This is a genomic window from Candidatus Obscuribacterales bacterium, from assembly GCA_036703605.1.
Classification (GTDB): domain Bacteria; phylum Cyanobacteriota; class Cyanobacteriia; order RECH01; family RECH01; genus RECH01.
This window is the reverse complement of sequence record DATNRH010000609.1, coordinates 1-1,632: the sequence shown is the minus strand read 5'-3', so window position 1 is coordinate 1,632 and position 1,632 is coordinate 1. Positions and strand designations below refer to the sequence as shown.

Here is a 1,632-nt window from a genome sequence, read left to right as displayed (position 1 = left end):
CTGAGTTTCGGTCGCATATTTTACAGCAGCCAGAGTTTGTGGCGCAATGTGCAGCTATGGATGTGGCGGAACAAAAGGAACGCCAGACTGATCTGACGATGGCGATGGAGAATGCCACCATTGGGGTCAGTGAGGCTAATTTACAGAAGATCATTGAAGAGTTGATTGACAATGCCTGTAAGTTTTCCTTGCCAGGTACGCCGATTGTGGTGTCGGGGGGGCTAGAGGGGGATGGGTATCATCTCTGCGTGAGCGATCGCGGCCGAGGGATGCAGCCAGAACAAATCCAAGCTATTGGAGCATTTCAGCAGTTTGAGCGCCAGCTCTATGAGCAGCAGGGCAGTGGTTTAGGGCTGGTGATTGTGCAGCAGTTGGTGAATCTGTATGACGGCAGTTGGCGCATTGATAGCGACTTAGATGGGGGTACTCACGTGCATCTCTGGGTGCCCTTAGGGGATGATCAAGCCCTTGAGGAGTTGCTGAAGCTTTAGAATCGGCGGGCTGCTCACCATGGTATCTATGGATTCGGGCTAATCCGGAGCGATCGCTCTCCCCGTCGAGCCTCAATTGAGTCGGCTACCTCTATATGCAGAGATACAAAGGCGATCGCTTGGGTCGATGGGTAGACGCATTTTTTCTGATCCTCCTCCATGCTAGAGGTAGCGTGACTGAAGCAGGGCGATCGCTGATCCCTTGGCTCCAGATCTCGTAAGACAGGATGGGATAATTCCACATCCGTCTTGATGATTAGCCTAAAGGAGACACCTATGAGTGGTGACCGCATTCAACGAGATAACTACGATCGCGGTATTATGCCCGCTGAAACGGCTGCCCGCATAGAGCGGGAGCAAGAGGGTTACAAGCAACCCCCCACGGATGAGGAAGACATCAACACCACGGATGGTTATACCGTGGACAATGAAGGCCTGGTGAATAATTTCGCTATCGAGCCGGAAATGTACTACGAAGAGCCAGGTGATCGCCAGGCACAAAAGCAGCAAGAAGAAGCCCAGCGTGTTCAAGAGTTGACTGAAGTTAACGAAACTCAAGAGAAAGGACGCTTAACAGATGCCTACGATAACCGAGGTAAGGGGATCGGCGCGATCTAGATGCTGATAGCGGGATGCCTGCCGATGTGAGGTTCTATGGATATGAATGCTCACACTGGTGCAGGCTGATGTTCCATGATGAAATTGATGAGCATCAGGGAGCGATCGCTATACTTCAGCGATCGCCCAAGCTTCTCCAGATTAGGCGACTCCAGCGCTAGATTGCCGTCACCAAAGTATTAGAACTATCCCCCTACGGGCTTTGACCTGTAGGGGGATAGTGTTTTTAGTGAGAGATGGACTGTGATCGAGACGCTCAAGGAGATGACACAGGGCGATGATCGCATCAAATCCCAGCAACCGAAATTAAGGTGTTTCGGAGGTGTCTGCTACAGGTTCGCCAGAGGCGGCCATCTGTCGCTGCTTTTCTCGTTCTTCTTTCTTCTTGCGATCGGCTTTGAGAATATCCTCCATTACCGACTTGGCTTGAACAATCTTGTCAAGATTGCTGCGATAAAGTTCGAGGTCTTTTTGCATCTTGCTGGTGGGCAAATGCATCAGTTCACCGAGTTCTTCTAAAACC

General features: G+C 51.1%; 4 protein-coding genes. 2 read left to right on the top strand and 2 right to left on the bottom strand.

The window, feature by feature from the left end; all coding sequences use genetic code 11:
- The coding region (locus tag V6D20_12935; protein HEY9816685.1) for an ATP-binding protein at positions 1–491 on the top strand (491 nt) is incomplete at its 5' end.
- A 26-nt stretch (positions 492–517) separates the two neighbouring features.
- On the opposite strand, the gene V6D20_12930 is transcribed toward V6D20_12935, so the two are convergent.
- A complete protein-coding gene (locus V6D20_12930; GenBank protein HEY9816684.1) occupies positions 518–733 on the bottom strand; it encodes a hypothetical protein in 216 nt (71 codons plus the stop codon).
- Between the two features lie 34 nt (positions 734–767).
- Between V6D20_12930 and V6D20_12925 the strand changes: the two genes are divergently transcribed.
- Entirely contained in the window at positions 768–1,109 is a 342-nt protein-coding gene (locus V6D20_12925; GenBank protein ID HEY9816683.1) for a hypothetical protein, read from the top strand.
- A 306-nt stretch (positions 1,110–1,415) separates the two neighbouring features.
- Here the strand turns inward: V6D20_12925 and V6D20_12920 are convergent.
- Positions 1,416–1,632: photosystem II biogenesis protein Psp29 (locus V6D20_12920; GenBank protein ID HEY9816682.1), on the bottom strand; the 217-nt coding region annotated here is incomplete at its 5' end.